The organism is Heyndrickxia camelliae, from assembly GCF_002844575.1.
GTDB lineage: Bacteria > Bacillota > Bacilli > Bacillales > Bacillaceae_C > Margalitia > Margalitia camelliae.
On record NZ_PIQO01000007.1, the window covers coordinates 35,543 to 56,445 of the forward strand.

Consider the following 20,903-nt stretch of genomic DNA (forward strand, 5'->3'; position numbering starts at 1 on the left):
CTATATATTAATCTTCTTGGTCTGTAATAATCACAATTCCGTTATTCGTAACGGCAAGAGTGTGCTCATACTGTGCAGAAAGAGATCCATCTAATGTACGAGCGGTCCAGCCATTGTTATCCATTTTCGTTTCGAAACCGCCGATATTCACCATAGGTTCAATGGTAAATACCATTCCTTCTTTAATGCGAGGTCCTTTTCCAGGAAGCCCATAATGAGGAACTTCCGGCTTTTCATGTATGGTTGGTCCAATTCCATGACCGATAAAATTGCGTACCACAGAGAATCCTTGTGCTTCCACATATGTTTGAATGGCATGACCGATATCGCCAATGCGATTACCTACTTTTACTTGTTCCATCCCTTTATACAAAGATTCTTTCGTAACATCCAATAGTTTTTGAGTAAGCGGATCAACTTTTCCGACTGGATAGCTCCATGCTGAATCCGCTAATGCACCATTTAAATTTACAACCATATCAATGGTTACAATATCGCCTTCTTCAAGAGGCTGCTTTCTAGGAAAACCGTGACAAATTTCATCATTTATACTCGCGCAAGTTGCATATTCATATCCTTTATACCCCTTTTGTTCAGGTGTTGCCCCATGCTCTGCTAAAAAACGGTCGACAAACTGGTCAATTTCCCAAGTTGTAATTCCGGGTTTAATCATTTTTGCTATTTCCTTATGGGTTCTCGCTAATAATTCACCGGCTTTTTTCATCATATCGATCTCTCGCTGCGATTTTAACGTAATCATTTCAATCTTCCTTTCACTTCAGTCCTATCTATATGTATGTCATTCCCAATTTAATGTGAACTTAATATAACCATCATATCGCTAAAACAATTCAATGACAAAAAAAATCCCTTCACATGACAAAAATCTATTTATTTCCCGAGAAATTCTTAACGAATCGTGCGATAATTCAGATAGTAATTTAAATCATGTCGAATATGTATATATAACGAATGAAAAAAGCTTTCTGTACTATTGTACAAAAAGCCAATTATTGTTTCGTCACCTTCACTCGTGGCATGATTAGCACTTCTACACGTCTATTTTTTGCTCTTCCTTCTGCAGTACTGTTACTAGCAATTGGCTTAAATTCACCATAACCTTTTACACTAAAATATTTTGGATCCAGCTGTTTATTTTCCAGAATAATTTCCATAAAATTCAATGCTCTCATTACACTAAGTTCCCAGTTAGATTGGAAATTAGCATTATGAATAGGAACATTATCCGTATGCCCACTTATCAAAATGTTTCGTGGCGGATCCATTACCAATAAATTAGCTAATTCTTTTGCTGTTTGGATATCGTCATGGCGGATTTCAGCACTTCCAGAATTAAAAAGAACATTATCCCTAATGGTTAATAATAATCCCTCATCCGTTAAAGAAGTGGCAAATTTACCTTCTAGCTTTTTTTCTTTAATATATACATTTACTTTTGCCTGTAATTCCTGTAATTCTTCTTTATCTTGATTCTGCAATTGTTTAAGTTTATCTGTGTTTTGCTGAGTTTGCGGGGCAGTAACCTGATTTTTCTCTCCCTCATTTATATTATTGCTATCTTGTGGTGCAGGCTTTGTATAGTTCAAAACTCCAGATCCACTTACAAATATTCCATTAAAGACTTTTGAAAGTTCTTTTAGCTTTTGTGCATCTACTGAGCTGCTAGCAAAGAGAACAATAAATAAGGCAAGCAACAAAGTCAAAATATCAGCATATGGAAGCAACCATGCCTCATTTATATGATCGTCATCTCTGCCTTTCTTTTTTCTTCTACTCATTTGCTAACTCACTGCCTTCTGCAAGAATCTTTTTACGTTCTTCTGCCGGTAAATAAGAAGCTAATTTTTGCTCGATAACTCTAGGGGCTTCTCCCTCTAATATAGATAGGATACCTTCAAGCATCATTTCTTTCACTTTTGCTTCCTGTTTCGATTTTTGCTTTAACTTATTGGCAAAAGGATTCCAAAGTACATAACCTGTAAAAATCCCCAGCATTGTTGCCACAAACGCTGCAGAAATTGCGTGACCTAATTCATCCGTATTATCCATATGTGCTAAGGCTGCAATTAGTCCAAGCACAGCTCCTAATACCCCTAGTGTTGGTGCATAGGTTCCAGCTTGAGAAAATATTGCTGCTCCTGCTTGATGTCGATCTTCCATCGCATCAATTTCTTCACTTAATACATCCCGAATATACTCGGCACTTTGACCGTCTACTGCAAGACTTAAGCCATTTTTCAAAAATGGATCCTCTACTTCCAACAATTTTCCTTCTAATGCTAATAATCCTTCTTTACGTGCCAACTGCGCTAAATCAGAGAATAAGGTAATAATTGCTTTCCCATCCAATAACTTTTGCTCTGTAAAGATAATTTTAAATAGCTTAGGGACCTTCTTAATTTCACTCAACGGGAATGCAATCGTTACAGATGCGACCGTTCCTGCAATAATAATCAATATCGCCGCAGGATTAATGATAACAGAAGGATTTACCCCTTTTAGCACCATACCTACTCCGACAGCAATAAACCCAATAATGACTCCGATAACCGATGTTTTATCCATAATTTTTCACCCTATAATTTATTCATTCTCCTTTTATATCGGCTAACAATTCAACTTTTTAAGATATTTTCTCTGAAAGTTCGACAAATCCTTATTTTCTCGGCAAAAAAACAGAAAAACAGGACTTTAGAAGGAGTCCTGTTTTTACTTTAAAAGTTTATTTTCAATTTTACGCTCATAGTTTTTGAACACGGAAGAATTGGTTTTAACCCCGCGTTTCGATAACATACTATTATATTTAAGCAGCTTTTCATTTAGCTCGTTTTTTAGTTCCTCTTGTTCCTTGTCATTTTTACATTGTCGGATTAAATCTTGGATGGACATCATTTCTTTCTTTAATGCAGTTTCTTCCTGCGTATAACCGGCATTTTTCATGATACGATAAGCCATTCTTAAATCCTCAGGAAGATTTGCAAATTCATCTTCAGGCAGAGGCTTTCCCATTCCAGGGAGATTATCAAACTCACCGTTCTTATAAGCTTCCTTTATTCGATGCTCGGTAATTCTAAAAAAATCCATATATTTTCCCCTTTCCGACATGGTATATCATTATTATATCGGAAATCGTTGTTTTAAATCATAAATAAACAGATGAAAATTGACAATATTCCAACATTTACATTTCTTAACACTTTCCATTAGGATAAACGTCTTAAGGGGTGGGTACCCTAACAAGGACAGATTAGCGAAGGAGGAGAACGATGGCTCGTGGTAAATCCTTAAATCATAAGCAAAAAAATCATCCAGGTAATTTCCCGCAAAATAGCATAACAGAAAAGCATCGGAAAGAACGAATCGAGGATGAAGAATTTATTGTCGTACAGGAAGCCTTTAAAAATCGTGTAGAGGAAGATTAGGTAGATATTAATCCCCATTTTTCAATGGGGTTTTTTCTTTTTAACATGCCAAGCATCATTGTATAATATAATGAAAATGAGTGAAATAAAGATGGGGGGAATGAAATTGTTCGAAAATCCTGCTGGTTTCTGGAGACGATTTGGTGCACTAATATTAGATGGTATTGTATTTATGATTATTGGTTTTTTATTTATAGGTATTGATAATAAAGATACCCGTGATTCCATTAATGGAGTAGTTCAGCTGATATACCAAACAGCCTTACCCATTATTTGGTTTGGTTACACATTAGGAAAAAGAGCCTTAGGAATTCGCATCGTAAAAAAAGATGGGGGTACCCCTACGATTGGCACGATGCTCCTTAGAAATATAGTTGGCGGCATTGTATATGGCATTACATTTGGAATTGCCTTAATTGTAAGTATCTTTATGGTGGCAATTCGTGAGGATAAAAGATCTATCCATGATTTTATTGCGGGAACGTATGTTACAAGCAACCCGCCAAGCAAAGAAGGCTTAGTAGACTAAAAAGCTTGAACATCCTTAATGGGTGTTCAAGCTTTTTACATTACTTGGCAGCAGCGGTTCCTGCGGTTAAATTCATGGCAGGTCCAAAGAATTCATAACGAATATTTTCCGGTTTCAATCCAATTTCTTGAAGAATAGTCACGATATTTTTTAAGAACGGAACTGGACCGCATATGTAGCAAACGGTGTTCTCATCTACAATATTTTGTAGGAATGATTTCGTAATATATCCTTCAAAATGATGATTTCCATCTTTATTTAAAGGTTTATCATAACCAAAGTATACACGGCCATTTTCCAATTTATTGATATTTTCTAGAACGGCATCCTTAAATGCATGAAATTCTTCATTACGTGCTGAATGAATATAGGTAACTTCACGTTTAGATTCACTATTTGCTAGTGCTTCTAGCATACTCATCATCGGTGTCAAGCCTACACCGCCACTAATAAGCGCAATGGGTGAATCCTCTTTTTCATTTAATGTAAATACCCCTGCTGGAGCACTAATATCAAGCGTATCCCCTTCATTAATATGGTCATGAAGATAGTTTGATACTTTACCATTTGGATCATGATCTGCTTCTCTCTTTACAGAAATACGGAAATAGTCATGACCAGGTGCACAGGATAAGCTATATTGACGGTTTAGAATATAAGTTTCAGTTGGTATCTTCACCTTCACCGTAATATACTGGCCAGGGACGAATGTAGGTACTCCCTCTCCATCCTTTGGTTTTAAATAGAAGGATGTAATAACATTGCTTTCCTTTTCTTTTTTCACTACTTTAAATTCCTTAAAATCCATCCAGCCGTTTATTTGCTTTTCTGCACTTTCATACATTCTGTGTTCGATATCCATAAACACTTTCGCAATAGCGCCGTATGCTTCTGCCCAAGCATTAATAATTTCATCCGTTGCTGCTTCACCCATTACCACTTTGATCGCTTTTAAAAGAAATTCTCCTACTATTGGATAATGTTCTGGCTTAATTCCTAAACCACGATGTTTATGGGCAATTTGGTTAACCACTGGAACAATAGTTTCTAGTTTATCAATATATTTTGCTGCTGCTAATACGGTATTAGCTAATGCTGTTTGTTGACGACCTTGTGCTTGATTGACATGATTAAAAATATTCAATAATTCAGGATGTGCAGCAAACATCATTTTATAGAAAGTGGAAGTAACAGTAGTGCCATTTGCTTCTAATGCTGGAACCGTAGACTTTACTAAATCTATTGTTTTTTGTGATAACATGGTTATCTCTCCTTATTTAAAAGATATATTTTAAATACATTTTTTATCTACGTTTATAAATTACCCCCTTGATTACTTAAAAGCAATATTTTAAATACATCTTTTAATAAGTTGTCACAACTTTGTAGTATTCAACTGAAGTTAAAGTAGTTCCCGAGCTAGTATTAGCACTTCAAATTCACATGATATTGACTTATCGAAGGAAAGACGGAAAAATCCGCTAGCCAAAAGGTGCTGTAGCTAGACAAGGAATTTCTAAGAAGGTTACTAAAGGACTAGACTTTAAAGTTTCCTTAACGTGTACAAAAAGATATAATATTAACATTAAATAAGGCTCTTTTCTTAAGCTTTGTCACTGCGTAAAAGAAGTCTAACGAGCTTTTTCATTCAGCAAATTTAAAATTACGAAAACAGCCTTAAATAAACAGGTGATATATATGAGATTAACCAATTACACAGACTATTCGTTGCGTGTTTTAATATATTTAGCATCTCAAGAACCCTCCAAGCTCTCTAATATTAAAGAGATTGCCGAAGTATATGGGATTTCCAAAAATCATTTAATGAAAGTTACCCATGAGCTTGGCAAAATGGGGATAATTGAAACCATCAGAGGAAGGAACGGCGGAATTAGATTAGCCCATCCGCCAAATGAAATTAATATTGGCTCCATCATTCGCAAAACAGAAGATGATTTTAAAATGGTGGAATGTTTCGAGGGCGGCGCATGTGTATTAACTCCAATATGTGGACTAAAACATATGCTTCGCAAAGCACTTTCCGCTTATTTTGAGGTTTTGGACCGATACACATTAGCAGATATTGTGCATAACCCGTTAATATATCGGCAATTATTTGAAGAAGGTACAAAGTAAATTGTTTTATTAGTTTTAAGTAAGATATATAGAAAAATGCTCAGGCTATCTGACGGGTTTTTTCTATGTTTATTGTATGTCCATGTACAATGCCACCATCCTTGATCCAAATAAAAGAGCAGTACATTCATCGATGAAATGGACTGCTCATTAAGTATACTAAGAAGAAGCTTATTTAATTTTTCAGTTTTTCTTGTAAATAATCTATTAATACAAAAGCCTGATTATGCTCCTCATCTTTTGCAGAATACAAAAGGGTCACCACATGCTCCTTGCCTAGTTCTATAAGCTGCTGTATTTCTATAGGATTATGTTCATTCAATTCATTTCTATATTTCAAGGTGAATTCTTGAAACTTCTCTGGTTCATGATGAAACCATTTCCTTAGCTCCGTGCTCGGTGCCACATTTTTGAACCAGTAATCCAATTTAGCCGTTTCCTTTGAAATCCCCCTTGGCCATAGTCTGTCTACCAGTATCCGTATCCCGTCATCGTCACTATACTCATCATAAATTCTTTTTACTTTGAACATATTTATCCCCTATTTCCTCTATGATTATATTCCCATATTATCATTCATTTTTAGAATACCTTCAACTTGCTTGTTATCATGGTACGAGATTGTTAAAATAGAATAGAACATTCTGAAAAGAGGAAAAAGGAGAAACATATATGACTAAATTCCAAGAAAATCTTGAGAAATATGCCGAGTTAGCAGTTAAAGTTGGCGTAAACGTTCAAAAAGGCCAAACGTTAGTCGTCAATACGTCCATCGAAGCAGCAGAATTTGTACGCCTTGTCGTAAAAAAGGCCTATGAAGTAGGCGCAAAAAATGTTGTTGTGAATTGGAGCGATGACGCTGTTTCCCGGATAAAATACGATCTTGCACCAGATGAATCTTTTACAGAATACCCTAAATGGCGTGCCCAGGAAACAATAGAACTTGCCGAAAATGGAGCTGCTTTTATGGCTATTGTTTCTGCAAGTCCTGACTTACTTAAGGGTGTAAAATCAGAACGCATTGCCAATTTCCAAAAAGCGGCCGGAAAAGCGCTTGAAAAATATCGTCAATATACTCAATCTGATAAGGTCAGCTGGACGGTTATTGCTGCTCCATCTAAAGCATGGGCACAAAAAGTATTCCCGCAAGCTCCATCAGCAGAAGAAAGTGTAAAAATGCTTTGGGATGCTATCTTTAAAGCTACTCGTGTTGATACAGAAGATCCTGTGCAAGCATGGAAAGAACATGATAAAAAACTCCATAAAATAGTAGATTACTTAAATGAAAAAAGATATAAAAAACTCCATTATACAGCCCCTGGTACTGACCTAACGGTTGGACTTCCAGAAGGACATCTATGGGTCGGTGCGGGCAGCATTAATGAACAAGGCCATGAATTTATGGCAAATATGCCGACTGAGGAAGTATTTACCGTTCCTCAAAAGGATGCTGTAGAAGGATATGTTACCAGTACAAAACCTCTAAGCTACGGCGGTAATATTATCGATGAATTTACGATTACCTTTAAAAATGGTCGTATTGTCGATGTTAAGGCAAAAGAAGGGGAAGAAATCTTAAAACAATTAGTGGAAACAGACGAGGGATCTCATTACTTAGGAGAAATGGCATTAGTCCCACATAATTCGCCTATATCAGAATCCAATATTCTTTTCTTCAATACATTATTTGATGAAAATGCATCGAACCACTTCGCAATCGGAAGTGCTTATGCATTCTGTATTGAAGGTGGAAAGCAAATGTCCAAAGAAGAACTTGAAAACCACGGTTTAAATCAAAGCATTACACATGTCGATTTCATGGTAGGATCAGAAAAGATGAATATCGATGGAATAAAAGAGGACGGTTCAACCGAACCAATTTTCCGTAATGGTGATTGGGCATTTTGATACACATTGCTCATCTGAACCGATAGGCGCCGGAACAAGACGGAGATAAAAACTTCTACTGATTTACAGTAGGAGTTTTTTATTTATTACGACAATAACCAATATTAACATCTTTCTATTGTTTTCCAAAAATGAATCGTATATCATATTGTCTTAGTAAATGATATTAGAGGTTACAACTATGAGAATACGTGATTGGGATCGAAACTTGAAAATTCGTCTCATTGGAGAGTCCATGATGAATTTAACTTTCTGGATGTTCTTTCCTTTTTTGACGATATATTTTACAGAATCATTTGGCAAAAATACCGCAGGATGGCTTTTAATTATTTCACAAGTTTTTTCCGTTATTGCTAATTTACTTGGCGGCTATTATGCAGACCGTTTCGGCAGAAAGAAAATGATGGTTCTTTCTGCAATTGGACAGGGAATTGCTTTCTTAATCTTTGGGGTTTCCAACTCTCCTTGGTTTGATTCTGCTGCTATAAGCTTTATTTGCTTTACCGTTGCAAGTGTTTTTGGATCATTTTATTACCCTGCAAGTCAAGCGATGGTAGCCGATGTCGTAAAGGAAAAAGACCGCAGCGATGTATTTGCGATCTTTTATACGTCTACCAATATCTCCGTTGTCATTGGTCCAATTATAGGAGGTATCTTTTTTACAAACTATAGCTTTCAGTTACTAGTAATAGCAGGTGCAGTATGCATTTTTTTAGGTTTGCTTTTATTAAAATATACACGCGAAACCTCTCCATCATATACAAGTGTTTCAGATAAAAATAAAGAGAAAAATTGGTATCGGGTCATTCTTTCCCAACTACATTCCTATAGCATTATCATAAAAGATCGCATTTTTTTATTATTTATTATTGCAGGAATTTTGGTTTCACAAACCTTCATGCAATTAGATCTTCTTCTTCCAGTTTTTACAAAAGAAGCAGTCCATCATGCTGCATTATTTAATATAGGTTCCTTCCATATCTCGATAACTGGCGAGCAGACTTTTGGACTTATTTTATCGGAAAATGGATTACTTGTTGCGTTGTTAACGGTATTTGTTACAAGATGGATGACTATATATAGGGAAAAATATGTATTTATCTTATCCAGTTTTACCTATGCGATTTCTATTTACTTATTCGGACAGTTCCCATTCATCTGGGGATTCATAATTGCTATGGCACTTTTCTCATTTGCCGAATTAATGGTAGCTGGCATCCAGCAAACATTTATTTCTAAATTAGCTCCTGAAGAAATGCGTGGACAATATTTTGCAGCAGCAAGTTTACGTTATACCATTGGACGAACGATTGCTCCCATCTCCATCCCACTCGCATCATGGATAGGATATTATAATACATTTATCGTATTAGGATTATTAGCGGTCTTAAGTGCAGGGATTTATTCAGTAGTATTTAAAAAGTTTGAAATGCAGAAGGATAAAGTAGCTTAAATCTTATTGGGATTTAGGCTTTTTTCATGGTAATGAATTTAGGGGACATAGATTTCCTTACATTTTTGATAAGCACCGAATCCTATTTTATGAACTTTTTTACAGTCATGTTTTCATTTGTTTTGTTAAATAATACAGACAGATGAAGAATTTATTAGGAAAGAAGTGATTGTTATCCTTACTTCAGAACAGTTATCTCACTTCCAATCTGTGCTCCAGCAGGCAAAAGATGAACTGGAAGAACAGTTTCAAAATAATGATAATTATGGTAACGAGAATGACCATCCTCATGAATCGGTAGGGGAATTATCGAGCTACGATAATCACCCTGGTGATGAAGGAACTGAACTATATGAGCGTGAAAAAGATATTGCTCTTAATGAACATGGTGAATATGAATTAAAAAACATAGAACGCGCACTGGACGCGATTCAAAATGGTACTTATGGAAAATGTATGGAATGTGGTAAAGAAATTCCGCTTGAACGTTTGGAGGCTATTCCACAGACACTATATTGCATCGATCATACGCCAGACCGAACCGTATCCACCAATCGTCCGATTGAAGAAGGCGTACTTATGCCCCCATGGGGAAAATTTAATTTTGATGAAAAATTAGATGAGTCTGTGGCATATGATGCAGAAGATTCTTGGCAAGATGTTGCAAAGTGGGGAACCTCTGAGTCGCCATCCGATTTCGTAAATCCACCTGACCATTACAATGAAATGTATATTGATTCTGATGAAAATGTTGGTTATGTGGAGGACTTCGAAAATTTTGTCGGAACTGATATAGAGGGCAAACACCAGTATATTTTCCGAAATGAGCAGTATGAGAAGTATAATGATGTACTAGAAGAGGAAAATATCATGACGACCTTTGGGGATCTTCCAAGATATGAGCATGACCCTTATGTTGAGGATGATAATGACGATAGCGATCCACTTCATTAAAAAGTTGGGATTAGGTTCAAATAAATCTACTACAGTATTTGGTGATTAATCCCTAAATTCGCCTGTTTAAATAACCGAACATTATACATTGAATACCTTGCCCAAGCTAAAAAGGGTGCCATACATGGCACCTTTTTTTACCCTACTGCACTTTTGAACCTTGTTTTGTTTCCATCAAAGTGGATTCCTCCGATTCCTTTAACCATGCTGCCATGGCCTCGATATCTTTGGAAAAAATTCGATCCTTTTTAATACTTGGTACAATTTGACGTCCTTTATCATAAAAGCCTTTTGTCGCCTGTGCCATTTTTTCTACTCCGCGGTATTCTGCTCCCTGCATAGCGCAAATCATTTCGATTGCCAATACCCTTCTAGTATTTTGCAAAATTTGATAGGCATGTCGTGCAGCAATGGTGCCCATACTTACGTGATCCTCTTGATTTGCAGAAGATGGGATGGAATCCACGCTGGCCGGATGAGCTAATGTTTTATTTTCAGAAACTAGCGAAGCCGCTGCATATTGCATAATCATTGCTCCTGATTGCAACCCGGGTTCCGGACTTAAAAAACCCGGCAAATCATTCAATTGCGGATTTACCAATCTTTCAATCCTTCTTTCCGATATATTTGCTAATTCAGCAACGGCAATCTTCATAAAATCCATGGCAAGTGCAATTGGCTGACCATGAAAGTTTCCGCCTGAAATTACTTTTTCCCCGTCATTAAAAATTAGTGGATTATCAGTAGTAGCATTCATTTCAATTTCAAGTTTCTCCCTTACATAATCCAATGCCTGCCATGAAGCACCATGCACTTGCGGAATACAGCGCAAAGAATAAGCATCTTGTACCCTTAGCTCTCCTTGTCTAGTCGTGAGTCTGCTGTCCGCTAAATATTTGCGTATTCGTCTTGCCACATCTACTTGCTGATAATAGCCGCGAGCTTGATGAACATCCTCATCGAATGCATCGATAATTCCTTGTAATGCTTCCATAGTGATGGATGCAATTAACTCACTTTGCATTGCCAATTTTTCTGCTTCTAAAAATGCAACTACTCCCATTGCTGTCATGGCCTGAGTACCATTGATTAAAGCTAAGCCCTCTTTTGCTTGTAAAGTAATCGGAAGGATTCCTTCCTTTTCTAATGCGCTCCATGTATTAGTCCGTTCACCTTTATAGTAAACCTCTCCTTCTCCCATTAAGACTAGGGCTAAATGGGAAAGCGGCGCTAAATCTCCACTCGCTCCTAATGAACCTTGCTGAGGAATGACTGGGTGAATATGTGCATTCAATAAATCCAACAGACGATGAATAACTACTGGCCTCACACCGGAAAAACCTTTTAATAAGGCATTTGCCCTAAGTAAAAGCATCGCTCTGGAGACCACTTCTGGAAAGGGTTCGCCAACTCCGCACGCATGGGAATGAATTAAGTTTAATTGCAGCTCTTCCACATTCTCAGCATCAATGTACACGTCGCTAAATTTCCCAAATCCTGTAGTAATTCCATACACAACTCTTTTTTGCTCTACAATTTTTTTTACGGCCTCATGGCTTTTTTGCACTCTTTCCATACTTTCATTTGAGGCAATTACAAATTCCTTATTATATAAAACCTCATTTACAGATTTCAGCGTTAATGTATTTCCTGTTAGTTCCACTTCTAACAACCTCTTTTCATTTGATATAGTAGCACGCTAAAGAAAAAAGGCTTGATCACAATTGGTTAGTTTGTGATCAAGCCTTTTATTACTTCCTTGTTTAATTTGAAGTGTATTCTCATAGGTACTCACCTTTTTATGTTTGTTTTCATTTCTTACTAACAGAATAAGCGTAAGATAAGTATTTTGTCAATTAAAAATGTTCCATATTTTAACAAGTTATATTATTACTGTGTTAAAATAGGAAAGAAGATTTTAAAAAAATGATAAAGTAACTAACTCTGTACATACTAACATTAACTTAACAAATGGAGTGACTGAAATGAATGAACGACAATCAATTCCTATGCGAGAAACTTTAACCATTCAAATGAGACAGGTTTTTCCTCCTGATACCAACCATCATGGAACATTATTTGGAGGAAAATTAATGGCATATATAGATGAAACTGCTTCTATTGCTGCAACAAAATTAGCAAGAGGTCCGGTTGTTACAGCTTCTACAGACTCTGTAGATTTTATCAGACCTATACGTGTTGGGGACGTTGTCACAATCGAAGCAATGGTTTCTTATACAGGCAAAAGTTCGATGGAAATCTTTTTGAAAATTACTTCAGAAAATCCATTAACAAGGGAAAGATCTATTGCTGCCCTTTCATTCCTAACGTTTGTGGCTTTAGATGAAAATGGAAAGCCCACAAAAATTCCTGCTGTGATTCCTGAAACAGACGAAGAAAAATGGTTAAATGAAACAGCTATAAAAAGAGCAGAACACCGTAAAGTAAGGAAAAAGGAAAGTGAAGATTTAGCAAACTTTTTTCAAAAAGTAAAATAAGGTCACGACAGTAAAGAACTCCACATGTTAGTTGTGGAGTTCTTTTTTATCAAATAACTTCCATTTCCTTATTTTAGGTAATTCGTTTGGCAAAGGGTCGAATGTGGTCTATAATACAGATTAGCATTTTAATAGAAAGTGGGAGCACTTAAAGAACCATCACACGTGCATTCCACTATACATTCTTAGCTAATCCTATTAACGCGAGTATATATTAAAGGAGACGAAGCAATGACGAGTCAATCCTTTTTACAAATGAATACCATCTTTATTAGTATTTTAATAGAATCCTTGCCATTTGTGTTACTAGGGGTTCTTGTTTCGGGAATTATTCAAATGTTTGTCACTGAAGAAATGATATCGAAAATATTACCGAAAAATCGCTTCTTAGCCGTACTAGTGGCAACGGTTATGGGCGCGCTTTTTCCAGCATGTGAATGCGGAATTGTTCCGATATCCAGACGTTTGATGGCAAAAGGTGTACCACTGCATGCTGCTATAAGCTTCATGTTAACGGGACCAATTATTAATCCGATTGTATTATTCTCCACTTATATCGCCTTCGGAAACAGTTGGAGAATGGTCTTTTATCGCGGCGGACTTTCCTTTGTTGTTTCTCTTATTGTTGGGCTCATCATCTCTTATCAATTTAAAACATCGCAGTTAAGAGAATCTGCTTCTCATGATCATCATCACCATGGAAGTGGTATCAAAGGTAAAATTAAAGGAACCATTCAGCATACTATCGATGAGTTCTTTTCTGTTGGAAAGTTTTTGATCATCGGTGCTCTAATCGCTGCTGCTATGCAAACATATGTAAAAACATCCACCTTAACATCCATTGGACATGGACCTTTTTCTTCACATCTTGTGATGATGGGTCTTGGATATGTGTTATCTATCTGTTCAGAAGCAGATGCTTTTGTGGCTTCATCCTTTCAAAGTACATTTTCAATCAGTTCCATCGTTGCGTTCCTCGTCTTCGGTGCAATGTTTGATATTAAAAATACATTGATGATGTTGCAGGCATTTAAACCTAAATTTATTTTATATCTATTTATATATGTTGCGGTATTCGTATTTTTAGGATCAATGGTAATAGCACAATTTTCATAAGAAAAGCTACGGCGCCTTACTCAACTGATAGGCGCTGTAGCTGGACAGCTCTTGTAGTTATTCCCCCTTTTTCAAAATTTTTATTTAGAAAGGAAATGCTGAAGCATGATAAGATTTTTTATTTTACTTGGTTTCTCGTTTCTCTTTTTACATTTGCATGCGACCGGCTCTATAAGCAAGTATATTAATATGAAATACTCGTATATTTCATTTATTACTATTTTCGTACTTTTTTTCCTTACCATTGTTCAGCTGTATTTTTACATTAAAGGAGACAAGGAAACGGATGCATGTGAAGATGGATGTGAGCATCACCACCACCATCAGAAAACGTGGAAAGATTATATAATGCTGCCGATTCTCATCTTTCCTATCTTTTCAGTATTATGTCTGCCCGTTGCTACGCTAGATTCTAATATTGTAAAAGCAAAGGGTTTTAATTTTAATGTGTATAACGATAAGGATACTTCAGCCATTCACGAATTTTTGCAGCCTGATTCCAGCGTCTATTACGGAACAGATGGCTACGACGAATTGATGAGCAAATCTAAGAAAAAGTTTAGTAAATTCGGCAATAATGTTGCCCTAAGTGATGAGAATTGGCTGCAAGGAATGGAGACAATCTATCGTTTCCCAGGAGATTTCGAGGGAAAAACGATATCATTCCGAGGTTTTGCCTATAATGAAAAAGATATAGCGCCAAATCAATTGTTTATCTTCCGGTTTGGAATTATCCATTGTGTTGCGGACTCTGGCGTTTTCGGTATGTTAGTGGAATTTCCCAAAAATGTTCACTACGACAACGATGACTGGCTTCAAGTCACAGGTACTTTAACATCAGAATATTATCAGCCATTTAAGAAAACCATTCCGGTGTTAAAGGTGGAAAAAGTAGAGCAAATTCCTGTTCCAAAAGACCAATATGTTTATCGGAACTATTAAGTAGTTGAAACAAAAAATAGGATTAAATTCTACTAGAAGTTAATATATTTTAACTATAGGGTATACACCTATCATGTATACCCTATTACATTTTTACAAAACATTTAAGATTGGATGACACTAAAAGCTTTATGAGATCTGCTAATATCGCTCAATGCTTCTTGGTTGTTGCGCTGCCGGACTCTTTTCATATTATTTCCATTTGTAATATTTACTGTATGGTATAAATTGTCTGCCTCATCACCCTCATAAATCAACTATACTAAACTAAGATTTATATGTAATGACAAATATTGCAGACTTTCGTCACTGTTCAACAATGACAATGACTTTATCTAAAATCTATTACTAAAACTCACTATATTTTTAAAGGAAAAGGTGAACCCGTTATGTTTTCAAATGCTGATATTGGAATTGATTTAGGTACAGCAAATACTCTTGTGTATAGTAAAAGTAAAGGAGTTATTTTAAATGAGCCTTCTGTCGTTGCCATTAATACGGAAACAAAAAAAATTGTCGCAATAGGATTAGAAGCAAAAAATATGATTGGAAAGACTCCGGAAAAAATTGCTGCTATCCGCCCTCTAAAAGATGGAGTAATTGCTGATTTCGACATCACTACCGAAATGCTGCGACAAATAATGAAAAAAATAAGTAAACAGCTTGGAATTGCAGTTAGAAAGCCAAATGTAATTGTTTGTGCACCATCTGGGGCAACATCTGTGGAAAGAAGAGCCATTCAAGATGCGGTAAAAAATAGCGGTGCCAAAAATGTTCACTTAATTGAAGAGCCAGTTGCTGCAGCCATTGGAGCTGACTTACCGGTTGATGAGCCTGTTGCCAATGTAATTGTCGACATCGGCGGTGGTACGACCGAAGTTGCCATCATTTCCTATGGGGGAGTAGTTACAAGCAACACCATTCGCATAGGCGGGGATAAAATGGATGAGGATATCATTCAACATGTCCGTAAAACTTATAACCTATTAATTGGGGAGCGTACTGCTGAACAAATCAAAATGGAAATTGGTTATGCGTTAGTCGATCATGATGAAATCTCTATGGAAGTTCGCGGGCGTGACCTAGTATCAGGATTGCCAAAAACAGTCATATTAAAATCAACTGAAATTCAAAACTCTATGCGTGAATCTCTATTAAAAATTCTAGAATCCATTCGGGCAACTCTCGAAAATTGTCCTGCTGAATTGAGTGGGGACATTGTGGATCGCGGGGTTATTTTAACAGGTGGCGGCTCCTTGCTTAACGGTATGCAAGATTGGCTATCTAAAAGCATTATCGTTCCCGTTCACTTAGCACCAAATCCATTGGAGTCTGTTGTCGTTGGTACTGGAAAATCGTTGAAGTTTATTAATCGTATGCAGCCTGTTGCGAAGTAAATCATTCTAAAAAAAGAGCTTATGAAAGCTCTTTTTTTAGTATACGTAAATAACCGCATTAAGTATTTAGCACTATTCCGGTCTATTCGAGGTCTTTTTCGGTCCTTTCAGTAAACCATTGGGTCCGTTGAAAAGTCATTTCAGTCTGTTGTCTTTACATTCTCAAATGATTTTCTTCTAGTTTCTCTGAAAATGTAACATAAATAATGAATTATTTTTCTTCCATTCGTGAATGATGATATCTATATAATCATAAAGTTAGGTGAGACATGTGTTAATTCATGAAATTGAGGATACTTTTGATGAATATGGATATCAACACTATTACAAAACTATGAAAACTGCAATTGAAATTTCAGGTTTGCTGGACGATGTTGATCGCTATACTTTAGAGAACTTTTTTGACACCTTTGATTTCACAGACTATGACCGTTTATTATTTGATGAGTTTCGCTACTATTTTTGGATGTATCTAAAGATTTATGAACAGAAGGTATAAAAAAAGGGAGCGATCACACGCTCCCTCTCTCCTTATTTTTGTTCTGTTTTTTCTTTTTTAAAATCTGAGATTGTATCTGCTAGATGTTCAATGCTTCCGCGAACATTATATTTTCCGGATAAGTTTTCTAATAGCTCTTTTACATCGATACCAGAAGACGCTTTAAGCGATTCTTGAAGACTGGACATTAAGCTAGTCGCATAGCCTGTTACTTTATTGGCTCCGCCTTCACCGCTGCCACCGCCGGTATCGACAACGGTAATCTTATCTATATTGCTAAGTGGGCTTGCAACTTGTTTTGCATATTCAGGAAGCATTTTTAAGATCATATCCATAACGGCTGCCTGACCAAATTGCTCGAATGCTTCGGCAATCTTTCTCTTTGCCTCTGCTTCTGCAAGACCTTTTAAACGGATAATTTCTGCTTCCGACTCCCCTTGTGCTCTTTGGGCTTCTGCTTTTGCCAAACCATCGATACGGACTTTTTCGGCTTCTGCTTTTGCCATCGCTTCAATGCGATATTTATTTGCATCCGCTTCTGCCATTTCTTTCGCTTTATTTGCCACTGCCGCTTGCTCCACAGCATAACGGTCTGCATCTGCTTTTTTCTTTACCTCTGAGTCATATTGACGCTCACGGCGAAGAATTTCTTTCTCTTCTAGCTCTATTTGCTTTTGGCGTTCAATGATCTTAATTTGCATTTCTTGTTCCGTTACATCCTGTTTGGAACGAGCTGTTTCCAAATCATATGCTTGGTCCGCACGTGCCCTGGCAATATCTTGTTCACGACGGTATTCTGCAATTTTCAATTGGTTTACTTTTTCCGCTTCTGCAATTTCCGTCGATCTTTCTAATTCTGCTTTTTTCGCTTCTTTTGCAGCTTCTGCACGCTTAATTCTCGTTTCCTTCTCGGCTTCGGCAGTTGCAATATCAGCATCCCTCTTTACTTGGGCAATTCGCGGTTTTCCTAGCGAATCTAAGTATCCATTTTTATCTTTCACTTCTTTAATGGTAAAAGAAACAATCACTAACCCCATTTTCGCTAAATCCTGTGAAGCAACACGCTGTACTTCTTGCGAAAACTTATCTCTATTTTTATAAATTTCTTCTACTGTCATCGATCCAAGAATCGAACGTAAATGCCCCTCTAGTACTTCCTTCGCCTCATTTTCACGATCTTGTTTTGTTTTTCCTAAAAATTGTTCTGCCGCTGTTGCAATCTCTCCAATGGATCCGCCAATTTTTATAATTGCCGTTCCATCAGCCATTACCGGTACTCCTTGTTCTGTGTACACTTCCGGAGTCGTAACTTCTAATTTGCTCGATAATAAACTTAACGGCTGAGATTGTTGAAATACGGGTAGCACGAATGTACCACCGCCGCGAATAATTTTAATTTTATTTCCCGATTCATCCACATGGACATTTTTACCGCCAAGATAGCTTCCTGTAACAATTAATGCCTCATCTGGACTTGCTGTGCGATACTTCGAAATAAAGACAGCAATTAAAGCAATTAATAAGAAGACAACAATAGCAACCACAATCCAAATTCCAATCATTCCTGATTCAAACATACCTTTTCCCCCAATCTCTTATTCTTCATAATGTAGTTGATTATTTTCATATGAAACTACATAAAGTACTCCATCTTTCACCTCAATGACCAGAACCTGTGTGCCTTCAACGATTGGAATATTCTTCACGCTGGCAGCCGGTTTGGCAATCGTTCCACTTTTACTTTCAATAACGACTTCGCCAAAACCGTCTTGAGGAATAGATATAATCGTCTTACCGATTCTCCCCTTCAATGATTCCTCCGTATAGGCAAGAGATTCCTCCGCTGAGGAAAGTGGAATAAGGACAAACAAATTTAGCAATGTGTCGAGAATGAGCGCGATAATAGCAGATATAGCAATAATCAATGCGCTTGATAAAGACGTTACAAGCTCGAATATATATCCGCTCGCAGAAAAAAATGTGATGAATGACAGTACTAAAGTAGGGTGTAAAAAGTTTATCGCTTCTCCAACACCATGCAGTACGTCACCGAAAAAAATATAAAGAATGGTTAAGACACCTGATACAATTAATAGAACTAAGTAAATAGTCTCAATTGATGTTCCGAATATCGTCATCCTCATCATTCCTTCAGATTGAACTTATATATTCTTTTTCTAGCTCTCTCCCTGTTCCTACCTACATTTACGTTACAACTAGATCATTGGTTTCATATAATTTTAAAAAGATTTACAAAATAGCTACTGCAAAAAAAATTCTGCCTAAGGAATAGGCAGTCTATATAAAATATTGTGTATTTTTCCGATAAGATTTACCTAAACGATAGTAGTGATCGACAATCTCTTGGTTTAAGCCTTTAAATTTTTCCGGGACAGGAGGTAAGGCATCTGCTTGTTCCTGTTTCCATACTGCTTTACCTGGTTCTATAAAACGTCCATCCGCGATTTTGACATCATTTGTTACAGTTGCTCCGTGCATAATCACGCAATTTTTACCTATGTTCGCACCATAGATAGATACTCCTTCCCCAATAAAAGTATTCCTACCTATAAATAAGGGACCATGCGGTTGGGCATGATGCAAAATACTTACTTCATCCCCAATATATACACCATATTTTTTGCCTTTTACAACAACATGCTGGTTTGGATGACAGTGGATAACAACAAAGTCTTGAATATTTGTCTTTTTACCGATGTAAAATGGGCCAGCGGAATCAGCACGTATTAAATTATTCCAGCCAATAATTACATCTTCTTCTACAAGTACATCTCCAAATATATATGAATTCGGGCCCACCACAGCTTTAGCACTAACCTTCGGGTACTCTGAATTTGGATTTTCTTCAATTGGAGGATTAAATGAAAGAATTTGTCTTTGTGGATAGATGCCAGTTTGTTTATATTGAAGATCTTCAGCCCCTGCATTAGGCTGCTGCGGCCTCATGGCAGGAGAATATGGATAATATGGGTAGCCTTGATAGTATTGCATATGAAGTACCTCCCCATCTCATAAAATTGTATCAATACATGGGTATTCATGGGGGAATAAAAATATTCGCAACAAACCTTGTTTTTTAGCTCACCTACACCCGCTCCGTGGACTTTATTCTAATTTCTACGGACCAGCTAATCATCAAGATAAAGCGGGATATGCGTACTCAAGCTTGAAAATAAAAGTTTTTCTCTGGAATAAAGAAACTCGCGTCCGGTAAATTTAATTCTAACAACTAGAGGACAAGGATAGCGATATTTTGTATAAAAGCAGTGATTTTCCTATATTTTTTTATAAATATCGAACCCTGTGCCCTCTAAACCCATAAATAGAGTTCATTCTATGAAAATAACGGATGTACCGACCGCCTTGTGCCTCTACCTTAAGACAACAATGAACTATTCTTCGCTTCTGTCTTCCGGGCTAATCCAACCAATAAATAAACAATTGGTGTTGCCACTATGGAAGCGCAAAATTTACATACATATTGCGTTAGAATGAGTACCATTAGTGCAACTATCGGCATCGTTCCTCCAAACGCAATCGATATAAAAATGGCTGTATCCACAAGCTGACTTAACATAGTGGAAGCATTGTTTCTTAGCCATAATTTTTTCGTCCCATGCTTTTTCTTTAATTTGTTAAATACATAGACATCCAGGTTTTGACTTACTGCATATGACACAAGGCTTGCAATAATCACTCGGAAGCTTCCACCTAGAATCGTTTTAAATTCTGATTGATGACCGAAAACAGGTGCAGCCGGCAATTGAATCGTAATAAAAATAAAGATTAAAGCAAGTAATTGTGTAATAAGACCCGCTTGCACAGTCCTTCTACCTGTTTCCTTACCGTAAACCTCTACAATGACATCTACTATTGGATACGTAAAAATATAAATAATGGCTGCAGCAGGCAGAACTGCCCAGTGACCAATGCTGAACAGCTTCACCGCTACGATATTCGCTAAAATTAACAATCCGACAAACAAGCCGTTTAAATATAACAACATA

22 protein-coding genes are annotated in these 20,903 nt (G+C 36.8%); 11 read left to right on the forward strand and 11 right to left on the reverse strand.

What is annotated here, in order from left to right; genetic code table 11:
• Positions 1-7: 7 nt before the first annotated feature.
• From map to CWO92_RS11085, 4 genes are all read right to left on the reverse strand, one after another.
• Positions 8-760, reverse strand: coding sequence for a type I methionyl aminopeptidase (gene map / locus CWO92_RS11070; protein WP_101354271.1), 753 nt, complete (start codon positions 758-760; stop codon positions 8-10).
• A 250-nt stretch (positions 761-1,010) separates the two neighbouring features.
• Positions 1,011-1,799, reverse strand: a complete 789-nt coding sequence (gene motB / locus CWO92_RS11075) for a flagellar motor protein MotB (RefSeq protein ID WP_101354272.1) — start codon at positions 1,797-1,799, stop codon at positions 1,011-1,013.
• On the reverse strand, positions 1,792-2,586 hold the full coding sequence (gene motA, locus CWO92_RS11080; protein WP_101354273.1) for a flagellar motor stator protein MotA: 795 nt from the start codon (positions 2,584-2,586) through the stop codon (positions 1,792-1,794). The genes motB and motA overlap by 8 nt, the downstream gene beginning before the upstream one ends.
• A 144-nt stretch (positions 2,587-2,730) precedes the next feature.
• On the reverse strand, positions 2,731-3,105 hold the full coding sequence (locus CWO92_RS11085) for a DnaJ family domain-containing protein (protein ID WP_101354274.1): 375 nt from the start codon (positions 3,103-3,105) through the stop codon (positions 2,731-2,733).
• A gap of 182 nt (positions 3,106-3,287) precedes the next feature.
• Here CWO92_RS11085 and CWO92_RS25405 point away from each other — a divergent pair, with 182 nt between their 5' ends.
• Together CWO92_RS25405 and CWO92_RS11090 are read left to right on the forward strand one after the other, a co-directional pair.
• Positions 3,288-3,443 carry a hypothetical protein gene (locus CWO92_RS25405; RefSeq protein WP_165786670.1) on the forward strand — a complete coding sequence of 52 codons (156 nt, stop codon included), beginning with the start codon at positions 3,288-3,290 and terminating at the stop codon, positions 3,441-3,443.
• 106 nt (positions 3,444-3,549) lie between these two features.
• Complete coding sequence (locus CWO92_RS11090) at positions 3,550-3,972, forward strand: RDD family protein (RefSeq protein WP_437177540.1); 423 nt, start codon at positions 3,550-3,552, stop codon at positions 3,970-3,972.
• Positions 3,973-4,012: 40 nt separating this feature from the next.
• Here the strand turns inward: CWO92_RS11090 and hmpA are convergent, their stop codons facing one another.
• A complete protein-coding gene (gene hmpA / locus CWO92_RS11095; protein ID WP_101354275.1) occupies positions 4,013-5,233 on the reverse strand; it encodes an NO-inducible flavohemoprotein in 1,221 nt (406 codons plus the stop codon).
• 437 nt (positions 5,234-5,670) lie between these two features.
• Here hmpA and CWO92_RS11100 point away from each other — a divergent pair, with 437 nt between their 5' ends.
• Positions 5,671-6,108: an RrF2 family transcriptional regulator gene (locus tag CWO92_RS11100; RefSeq protein ID WP_101354276.1), complete on the forward strand. Its 438-nt coding sequence runs from the start codon at positions 5,671-5,673 to the stop codon at positions 6,106-6,108.
• 175 nt (positions 6,109-6,283) lie between these two features.
• On the opposite strand, the gene CWO92_RS11105 is transcribed toward CWO92_RS11100, so the two are convergent.
• Positions 6,284-6,640 (reverse strand): DUF488 domain-containing protein, encoded by a 357-nt coding sequence (locus CWO92_RS11105; protein WP_165786671.1) that lies wholly within the window; start codon positions 6,638-6,640, stop codon positions 6,284-6,286.
• Positions 6,641-6,780: 140 nt separating this feature from the next.
• Here CWO92_RS11105 and CWO92_RS11110 point away from each other — a divergent pair, with 140 nt between their 5' ends.
• The 3 genes from CWO92_RS11110 to CWO92_RS11120 all read left to right on the forward strand — a co-directional run bounded on the left by CWO92_RS11110 (position 6,781) and on the right by CWO92_RS11120 (position 10,423).
• Positions 6,781-8,016, forward strand: coding sequence for an aminopeptidase (locus CWO92_RS11110; protein WP_101354278.1), 1,236 nt, complete (start codon positions 6,781-6,783; stop codon positions 8,014-8,016).
• Between the two features lie 181 nt (positions 8,017-8,197).
• A complete protein-coding gene (locus tag CWO92_RS11115) occupies positions 8,198-9,469 on the forward strand; it encodes an MDR family MFS transporter (RefSeq protein WP_101354279.1) in 1,272 nt (423 codons plus the stop codon).
• Between the two features lie 174 nt (positions 9,470-9,643).
• Positions 9,644-10,423, forward strand: a complete 780-nt coding sequence (locus CWO92_RS11120) for a TraR/DksA C4-type zinc finger protein (protein ID WP_101354405.1) — start codon at positions 9,644-9,646, stop codon at positions 10,421-10,423.
• Between the two features lie 142 nt (positions 10,424-10,565).
• On the opposite strand, the gene hutH is transcribed toward CWO92_RS11120, so the two are convergent.
• Complete coding sequence (gene hutH / locus CWO92_RS11125; protein WP_437177541.1) at positions 10,566-12,086, reverse strand: histidine ammonia-lyase; 1,521 nt, start codon at positions 12,084-12,086, stop codon at positions 10,566-10,568.
• A 322-nt stretch (positions 12,087-12,408) separates the two neighbouring features.
• Here hutH and CWO92_RS11130 point away from each other — a divergent pair, with 322 nt between their 5' ends.
• The 5 genes from CWO92_RS11130 (at position 12,409) to CWO92_RS11150 (ending at position 16,875) form a co-directional block, all read left to right on the forward strand.
• Positions 12,409-12,921, forward strand: coding sequence for an acyl-CoA thioesterase (locus CWO92_RS11130; RefSeq protein WP_101354281.1), 513 nt, complete (start codon positions 12,409-12,411; stop codon positions 12,919-12,921).
• Between the two features lie 231 nt (positions 12,922-13,152).
• Complete coding sequence (locus tag CWO92_RS11135) at positions 13,153-14,037, forward strand: permease (protein WP_101354282.1); 885 nt, start codon at positions 13,153-13,155, stop codon at positions 14,035-14,037.
• A 105-nt stretch (positions 14,038-14,142) separates the two neighbouring features.
• A complete protein-coding gene (locus CWO92_RS11140; RefSeq protein WP_101354283.1) occupies positions 14,143-14,979 on the forward strand; it encodes a TIGR03943 family putative permease subunit in 837 nt (278 codons plus the stop codon).
• A gap of 389 nt (positions 14,980-15,368) precedes the next feature.
• Positions 15,369-16,376 carry a rod-share determining protein MreBH gene (mreBH, locus tag CWO92_RS11145; RefSeq protein ID WP_101354284.1) on the forward strand — a complete coding sequence of 336 codons (1,008 nt, stop codon included), beginning with the start codon at positions 15,369-15,371 and terminating at the stop codon, positions 16,374-16,376.
• Positions 16,377-16,647: 271 nt separating this feature from the next.
• Positions 16,648-16,875, forward strand: coding sequence for a hypothetical protein (locus tag CWO92_RS11150; protein ID WP_101354285.1), 228 nt, complete (start codon positions 16,648-16,650; stop codon positions 16,873-16,875).
• A 32-nt stretch (positions 16,876-16,907) separates the two neighbouring features.
• On the opposite strand, the gene floT is transcribed toward CWO92_RS11150, so the two are convergent.
• The 4 genes from floT to CWO92_RS11170 all read right to left on the reverse strand — a co-directional run bounded on the left by floT (position 16,908) and on the right by CWO92_RS11170 (position 20,902).
• Positions 16,908-18,437, reverse strand: coding sequence for a flotillin lipid rafts scaffold protein FloT (floT, locus tag CWO92_RS11155; protein WP_233269778.1), 1,530 nt, complete (start codon positions 18,435-18,437; stop codon positions 16,908-16,910).
• 33 nt (positions 18,438-18,470) lie between these two features.
• Positions 18,471-19,013, reverse strand: a complete 543-nt coding sequence (locus tag CWO92_RS11160) for an NfeD family membrane protein (RefSeq protein ID WP_165786672.1) — start codon at positions 19,011-19,013, stop codon at positions 18,471-18,473.
• 160 nt (positions 19,014-19,173) lie between these two features.
• Entirely contained in the window at positions 19,174-19,887 is a 714-nt protein-coding gene (locus CWO92_RS11165) for an LbetaH domain-containing protein (RefSeq protein ID WP_101354288.1), read from the reverse strand.
• A gap of 385 nt (positions 19,888-20,272) precedes the next feature.
• Positions 20,273-20,902, reverse strand: a complete 630-nt coding sequence (locus CWO92_RS11170) for a queuosine precursor transporter (RefSeq protein ID WP_101354289.1) — start codon at positions 20,900-20,902, stop codon at positions 20,273-20,275.
• Position 20,903 lies beyond the last annotated feature (1 nt).

Excerpts from the sequence above, each read along its gene's own strand:
- CWO92_RS11105 (WP_165786671.1), bottom strand. The coding sequence starts at position 6,640 with ATGTTCAAAGTAAAAAGAATTTATGATGAGTATAGTGACGATGACGGG.
- CWO92_RS11135 (WP_101354282.1), top strand. The coding sequence starts at position 13,153 with ATGACGAGTCAATCCTTTTTACAAATGAATACCATCTTTATTAGTATT.
- CWO92_RS11100 (WP_101354276.1), top strand. The coding sequence starts at position 5,671 with ATGAGATTAACCAATTACACAGACTATTCGTTGCGTGTTTTAATATAT.
- CWO92_RS11130 (WP_101354281.1), top strand. The coding sequence starts at position 12,409 with ATGAATGAACGACAATCAATTCCTATGCGAGAAACTTTAACCATTCAA.
- CWO92_RS11160 (WP_165786672.1), bottom strand. The coding sequence starts at position 19,013 with ATGACGATATTCGGAACATCAATTGAGACTATTTACTTAGTTCTATTA.
- CWO92_RS25405 (WP_165786670.1), top strand. The coding sequence starts at position 3,288 with ATGGCTCGTGGTAAATCCTTAAATCATAAGCAAAAAAATCATCCAGGT.
- map (WP_101354271.1), bottom strand. The coding sequence starts at position 760 with ATGATTACGTTAAAATCGCAGCGAGAGATCGATATGATGAAAAAAGCC.
- CWO92_RS11115 (WP_101354279.1), top strand. The coding sequence starts at position 8,198 with ATGAGAATACGTGATTGGGATCGAAACTTGAAAATTCGTCTCATTGGA.
- CWO92_RS11140 (WP_101354283.1), top strand. The coding sequence starts at position 14,143 with ATGATAAGATTTTTTATTTTACTTGGTTTCTCGTTTCTCTTTTTACAT.
- hmpA (WP_101354275.1), bottom strand. The coding sequence starts at position 5,233 with ATGTTATCACAAAAAACAATAGATTTAGTAAAGTCTACGGTTCCAGCA.
- motA (WP_101354273.1), bottom strand. The coding sequence starts at position 2,586 with ATGGATAAAACATCGGTTATCGGAGTCATTATTGGGTTTATTGCTGTC.
- mreBH (WP_101354284.1), top strand. The coding sequence starts at position 15,369 with ATGTTTTCAAATGCTGATATTGGAATTGATTTAGGTACAGCAAATACT.
- CWO92_RS11170 (WP_101354289.1), bottom strand. The coding sequence starts at position 20,902 with ATGTTGTTATATTTAAACGGCTTGTTTGTCGGATTGTTAATTTTAGCG.
- motB (WP_101354272.1), bottom strand. The coding sequence starts at position 1,799 with ATGAGTAGAAGAAAAAAGAAAGGCAGAGATGACGATCATATAAATGAG.
- floT (WP_233269778.1), bottom strand. The coding sequence starts at position 18,437 with ATGATTGGAATTTGGATTGTGGTTGCTATTGTTGTCTTCTTATTAATT.
- CWO92_RS11110 (WP_101354278.1), top strand. The coding sequence starts at position 6,781 with ATGACTAAATTCCAAGAAAATCTTGAGAAATATGCCGAGTTAGCAGTT.
- CWO92_RS11165 (WP_101354288.1), bottom strand. The coding sequence starts at position 19,887 with ATGCAATACTATCAAGGCTACCCATATTATCCATATTCTCCTGCCATG.
- CWO92_RS11085 (WP_101354274.1), bottom strand. The coding sequence starts at position 3,105 with ATGGATTTTTTTAGAATTACCGAGCATCGAATAAAGGAAGCTTATAAG.